The organism is Bacillus hominis (genome assembly GCF_018332515.1).
Taxonomy (GTDB): Bacteria; Bacillota; Bacilli; order Bacillales; family Bacillaceae_G; genus Bacillus_A; species Bacillus_A hominis.
This window is the reverse complement of sequence record NZ_BOQD01000090.1, coordinates 22,489-28,495: the sequence shown is the minus strand read 5'-3', so window position 1 is coordinate 28,495 and position 6,007 is coordinate 22,489. Positions and strand designations below refer to the sequence as shown.

The following is a 6,007-nucleotide window of genomic DNA, read 5'->3' as shown; positions in this document are numbered from 1 at the left end:
TTCTTATTATTATGAGTAGTATGATATTGACCTGTGCATGTGGGTATTATATCATGATAGTGTCCTAGTTTTTATTTTTTATATTATTTTTCACGAGGGGACAATTTCTGATAGAGGGGGGAAATTTTCGTGAGCGAGAAGGAACATCGTGTGTCAAGAAGACAGTTTTTAAATTACACACTTACAGGGGTAGGAGGCTTTATGGCAGCAGGTATTTTAATGCCGATGACGCGATTTGCGCTTGATCCGGTGTTAAGAAAAGAAGCAGGAACGGATATGGTTGCTGTTGCACAAGTGAAGGATATTACAACAGAACCGAAGCGTTTCGACTTTAAGGTGAAGCAGGTTGATGGTTGGTACAAGTCTGACGAGCCAAAATCAGCTTGGGTTCATAAAGATGAAAGCGGAGACATTGTAGCGTTCTCTCCAGTATGTAAACATTTAGGATGTACAGTTAACTGGAATTCAGACAAAGCACATCCGAATCAATTCTTTTGCCCGTGTCACGGGGGGCGTTACACAAAAGATGGGGTTAACATTAAAGGCACACCGCCCCTTGCTCCGCTTGATGTGTACGAGTCTAAAGTGAAAGATGGAACATTGTATTTAGGAAAAGCGAAGCCAAGAGGGGGTGCAAAGTAGATGCTAAATAAAATTTATGATTGGGTAGATGAACGATTAGATATTACACCAATATGGCGCGATATCGCTGATCATGAAGTACCTGAACATGTAAACCCGGCACATCACTTTTCTGCATTCGTTTATTGCTTTGGAGGGCTTACCTTTTTCGTTACTGTAATTCAAATTTTGTCTGGAATGTTTTTGACAATGTATTATGTGCCAGATATTAAAAATGCTTGGGAATCGGTTTATTATTTACAAAATGAAGTTGCGTATGGGCAAATTGTTCGTGGTATGCACCACTGGGGTGCTAGTCTTGTAATTGTAATGATGTTTTTACATACACTCAGAGTTTTCTTCCAAGGTGCATATAAAAAGCCTCGTGAGCTAAACTGGATTGTTGGTGTTCTTATTTTCTTTGTTATGTTAGGTCTTGGTTTTACCGGATATTTATTACCGTGGGATATGAAAGCGTTATTTGCTACGAAAGTAGGGATTCAAATCGCAGAGCAAACGCCGCTCATTGGTCCTTATATAAAAACATTACTCGCTGGTCATTCCGAAATTGTTGGCGCTCAAACATTAACTCGCTTCTTTGCTATTCATGTCTTCTTCTTACCAGCAGCACTTCTAGGTTTAATGGCCTTCCACTTCATCATGATTCGCAAACAAGGTATTTCCGGTCCACTATAAGAGATTGCTAAATTAAAGGGGAAAGAACTAAAGGAGGGAGATTATGCACCGCGGCAAAGGGATGAAGTTTGTAGGAGATTCTCGGGTACCAGTAGCTCGGAAACCAAATATTCCAAAAGACTATTCTGAATACCCAGGAAAAACAGAAGCATTTTGGCCGAACTTCTTGTTAAAAGAATGGATGGTTGGTGCAGTTTTTTTAATCGGTTATTTATGTTTAACAGTGGCGCATCCGTCACCGCTTGAGAGAATGGCGGATCCTACAGATGCAGGATATATACCACTTCCAGATTGGTATTTCTTATTCTTGTATCAGTTATTAAAGTATTCTTATGCTTCAGGCTCATTTACTGTAATTGGAGCATTTATTATGCCAGGGATTGCGTTTGGAGCATTGCTGTTAGCTCCATTTCTTGATCGAGGCCCAGAAAGAGCGCCATTTAAGCGTCCAGTAGCAACTGGATTTATGCTTTTAGCAATTGCATCGATTATCTTTTTAACTTGGGAATCTGTAGCACACCACGACTGGGAAGCTGCAAAAAAACAAGGAGCAATTGTAAAAACAGCACCAGTTGATAAAAATGATGATGGTTATAAATTAATGCAAAAAAATACTTGTTTAACATGTCATGGTGACAACCTACAGGGCGGGGCAGCAGCACCGGCTTTGCAAAACTTAACTTTAAAGCCAGAAGAAATCGCTAAAATTGCGAAAGATGGAAAAGGCGCAATGCCTAAAGGTGTATTTAAAGGAACAGATGAAGAACTGAAAAAACTTTCGGAATTTGTTGCGAAGTATAATAAGAAGTAAGAGAGAGCTGACTACAAAATTTGTAGTCAGCTTCTTATTTTGATGACAGAAAGTTTACTATATAATAGAGTAGAGTTTGATGAAAGAATGAAAGGTGTTGGACAGACAGCTTGGTTTACTTGTATGCAATGTTAAGGCAACGTTCGGTACTATTATTTTTATTGATTGTTAACATATTAGGTACAATTTACGGATTTATATGGTATGGAAATCAATTAAAAGAAACCTCACCTATATTTTGGCCGTTTGTACCAGATAGCCCTATGGCGAGTCTCTTTTTTGTCTTTGTTTTAATTGGTTTCTTAATAAAGAGAAACTGGGGGTTAATAGAGGCTCTGGCAATTGTTACTTTAATAAAATATGGTATATGGGCTGTTGTTGTAAATGGGGTTTTGATTTATGTAAAAGGTCCTATTGGTCTTATGGGATATATGTTAATGCTATCGCATTTTGCAATGGCTGTGCAGGGAGTGTTATATGCTCCGTTTTACCGCATAAAAAAATGGCATTTTGTAGTAGCAGGTATATGGACATTACATAATGATGCAATTGATTATTTATTTTGGCAAATGCCGAGATACGGAATTATGCATTTGTTTGCAGAGAAAATTGGTTATTTTACGTTTTGGTTAAGTATTGCTGTACTGTGTATCACATATTATTATTGCTTACGTGAGAACCGAAAACAGTTTTCTTTATGATAGTGAGGACATATAGGGGGAGAAAATGAAGAAAAATAAGAGTGGTATAAACATATTGGATCGATTGATTACTTTAGTTGTTTCATATAGCATAGCATTTTCTATTTTTGCACTCGCAACAGTGGCAATTGTATACGGAAAATGGCTATATTATTTTGAAATTGATTTTTTAAACATTCCAGATTTAGCAGATATGACGAAGGGTGAAATTAAGAGAAATTATGATGTGTTGATTACATATTTATCTCCGTTTTATGACGGAGCATTACAGTTTCCTACATTAGATATGTCTACAAATGGTCGTATTCATTTTGTGGATGTTAAAAATATTTTAGTGAAGATTCAATATGTGATGTATACGACAATTACGATTGCAGTAATAGGCGGCGTTTATTTATTAAAAAGAAAAAATGAAAAGTTTTTACTGCACGGATCGATTCTAACAATCATACTTCCGATAGCACTGATGTTACCAATTGCTATTAATTTTGAAAAGAGTTTTGTATTATTCCATAAGCTTTTATTCAGTAATGATTATTGGATGTTTGATATTGAAACGGATCCGATTATATTAATGCTACCAGAGGAATTCTTTATGCATGCTGCGTGTGCTATTTTGTTATTCATTTTATGTGGTAGTATACTTTGTTACAGCATGTATAGATATTTCGTAAAAAAGAAAAAGATTTCAAAGGAAAAATTCTCTGTTTAAAGAGAATTTTTTTGTTTATAAAACGATAATATATTTTTCAGCCTAGTTATGTTCTATTCTTGTCCAATTCCACATATTTTGTACTAGTAGTTATAGGGGGGACCGGGATGAAGAGAACATTAATTGGACTGATAGCATTTCTAATTATAATGTTTCCAGTACGTATATATGCTGAAGAGTGGAGTGAACTAACTGGATTGCTAGATGACTCTTTGCAGTTAGTGAAGAAAAAAGAAGATGAAAAGGCAATACAAGTACTGCACCATTTTTCAGAGCAGTTTCTATCAAGGGAAAATGAAAAAAATTCAAAAGTAACTCCGGGACAAATTAGAGTCGTTTCTTTGGCATACGATAAGGCGAAACAATCTCTCGCGGAAGATTTAGATAGGCAAGTTAAAGTGGATAATATGTTAGCGTTACAACTTGCTGTTGATGCACAAGTATCTAAATATCAGCCACTTTGGGTGGAAAGAGAAAGAAAGATAATGGATGCTTTTTCTCAAGTAGAAAAAGCGATGGAAAAAGACGATGATGGACAGTTCCAACAGACGCTAAATACATTTTTAAATGAATTTAATATTATTTATCCTAGTTTAATGATTGCTCTGCCAGAAAACGAAGCGCAGCGTGTAAATGCACATTTATCTTATTTGGATGAATTTCGTAATGTTATGTTAAAAACGAAAGGTGGGCAAATGCAACTAGGGATTATTAAAGGTGATTTGCAAAAAATATTTCATACCGTAAAAAAAGATGAGATTGCTCCCTCTCTCATTTGGTTTATGACAATTACTGGAGGACTTATTTTGTTCACTTTAACGTATGTTGGATGGAGAAAGTATAAAGGTGAGAGAGAGAAGCGGAGAAGTAGCTTGCATTCTAAAGATAGATAATGCGTATAAATAAAGATACGGATTGTAAGGTTTATTTATTGACAACGGTGGAAGAAAAAAATAGAATGAGAAGTACTATAATTAAAACTTCAATGGAGGTTTATGATGTTTTATTTAATTTACTTCGCGATCATTTTGATCATACCGTTGTATGCACAGTCAAAAGTACGTAGTGCCTATAGCAAGTATTCACAAGTTTATTCAACATCAGGTATGACAGGAGCGGAAGTGGCTCGGAAAATTTTAGATGAAAATGGATTGTACAATGTAGCTGTAGAAGAAACGCCAGGTCATTTATCGGATCATTACGATCCAACTGCCAAAACAGTTCGATTATCAACAGATAACTATTATGGACATTCAGTTGCTGGTACAGCTGTAGCAGCACATGAAGTAGGACACGCAATTCAAGATGCGAAAGATTATAACTTCATGCGTGTACGCCATTCGTTAGTGCCAGTTGCTAATTTTGGTTCAAACATGTCATGGGTTTTTGTCCTAATTGGTGTATTTGCACAAATGTCTGGTTTGTTGTTACTAGGAATTATTTTAATGGCAGCAGGTGTTATTTTCCAACTTGTTACATTACCAGTGGAGTTTGATGCATCAAAACGTGCAATGCAACAAATTGAAGCACTTGGTATCGTATCGACAGATGAGTACGGTCAAGCTCGTAAAGTATTAAATGCGGCAGCATTAACATATGTAGCAGCAGCTGCTGTAGCAGTATTTGAATTATTACGTCTCGTATTAATTTATACTGGTATGCAGCGTAGCGACGATTAAAGACTATCAATTATGATAGTCTTTTTTTGTTTTGTGGATTGAATCTTATAACATGTTACAAATGGAAATAATAGAGATAATATGGGTATAGAACTAGTTAAAATAAAGATAAGTATGGAATGATGAAAGAAGGTGACGGAAATAGAATATCCAGATTATTTAGTTAAAAAAGTGAAGGAGCGTAGTGCTACGTACCAATTAGAAGGTTTTTTAAGTGGACAGGGTCCTAGAAATCCGAAATTAATCATTGTTGGAGAAGCACCTGGTGAAACAGAAATTCATAATGGTATCCCGTTTAGCGGGAAAGCTGGAAAACATTTAATGGAGTTTTTAGGACGTATTCACATTACAAGGGAAGAAGTATATATTACGAGTGCGGTTCGGAGTAGACCGTATAAGTGGAGAGAGAAAAGAGAGCGAAGCGGCGAAATAATACAAAAGAAGTACAATAGAACACCGAATCAAAGTGAGATACTTGCCCATGCGCCGTTGTTAGATTATGAATTGGCACATATGGATTCGCCAGTTATCGTGACGCTTGGTAATATTGCGTTAAAGCGTTTAGCCGGAAATAATAAAAAGATTACAGATGTTCACGGACAATTATTAAAGCAGCCGATCCAAAAGCTAAAGAATATACAACAGGCAGAGTTTATATGGACTGAAAAAGAATATCACATTTTCCCAACTTTTCATCCGGCTTCAATTTTTTATAATCGCAGTTTATTGGAGCTCATTTATGAGGATTTGGAGAAACTTAAAAGATATGTAATAAAAAACTAGAAAA

General features: G+C 36.0%; 8 protein-coding genes. All 8 read left to right on the top strand.

Annotation, left to right across the window (positions count from 1 at the left end; all coding sequences use genetic code 11):
- The first annotated feature begins 129 nt into the window (after nucleotides 1-129).
- The 8 genes from qcrA to KI356_RS10645 all read left to right on the top strand — a co-directional run bounded on the left by qcrA (nucleotide 130) and on the right by KI356_RS10645 (nucleotide 6,003).
- Entirely contained in the window at nucleotides 130-642 is a 513-nt protein-coding gene (qcrA, locus tag KI356_RS10680) for a menaquinol-cytochrome c reductase iron-sulfur subunit (protein ID WP_001290417.1), read from the top strand.
- The gene (gene qcrB / locus KI356_RS10675) at nucleotides 643-1,317 is read left to right on the top strand and encodes a menaquinol-cytochrome c reductase cytochrome b subunit (protein ID WP_000932700.1); all 675 of its coding nucleotides are present in this window, start codon (nucleotides 643-645) and stop codon (nucleotides 1,315-1,317) included.
- Nucleotides 1,318-1,360: 43 nt separating this feature from the next.
- On the top strand, nucleotides 1,361-2,128 hold the full coding sequence (qcrC, locus tag KI356_RS10670) for a menaquinol-cytochrome c reductase cytochrome b/c subunit (protein ID WP_071770138.1): 768 nt from the start codon (nucleotides 1,361-1,363) through the stop codon (nucleotides 2,126-2,128).
- Nucleotides 2,129-2,238: 110 nt separating this feature from the next.
- Nucleotides 2,239-2,829 (top strand): lipoprotein heptaprenylglyceryl N-acetyltransferase LhaT, encoded by a 591-nt coding sequence (gene lhaT, locus KI356_RS10665; protein ID WP_141436214.1) that lies wholly within the window; start codon nucleotides 2,239-2,241, stop codon nucleotides 2,827-2,829.
- A 25-nt stretch (nucleotides 2,830-2,854) separates the two neighbouring features.
- Nucleotides 2,855-3,541 carry a lipoprotein intramolecular transacylase Lit gene (gene lit, locus KI356_RS10660; protein WP_128281623.1) on the top strand — a complete coding sequence of 229 codons (687 nt, stop codon included), beginning with the start codon at nucleotides 2,855-2,857 and terminating at the stop codon, nucleotides 3,539-3,541.
- Between the two features lie 107 nt (nucleotides 3,542-3,648).
- Entirely contained in the window at nucleotides 3,649-4,434 is a 786-nt protein-coding gene (gene ypjB, locus KI356_RS10655; RefSeq protein ID WP_212935398.1) for a sporulation protein YpjB, read from the top strand.
- A 105-nt stretch (nucleotides 4,435-4,539) separates the two neighbouring features.
- The gene (locus KI356_RS10650; RefSeq protein WP_000499538.1) at nucleotides 4,540-5,220 is read left to right on the top strand and encodes a zinc metallopeptidase; all 681 of its coding nucleotides are present in this window, start codon (nucleotides 4,540-4,542) and stop codon (nucleotides 5,218-5,220) included.
- A gap of 132 nt (nucleotides 5,221-5,352) precedes the next feature.
- Entirely contained in the window at nucleotides 5,353-6,003 is a 651-nt protein-coding gene (locus KI356_RS10645) for a uracil-DNA glycosylase (RefSeq protein WP_212935397.1), read from the top strand.
- Nucleotides 6,004-6,007: the final 4 nt, after the last annotated feature.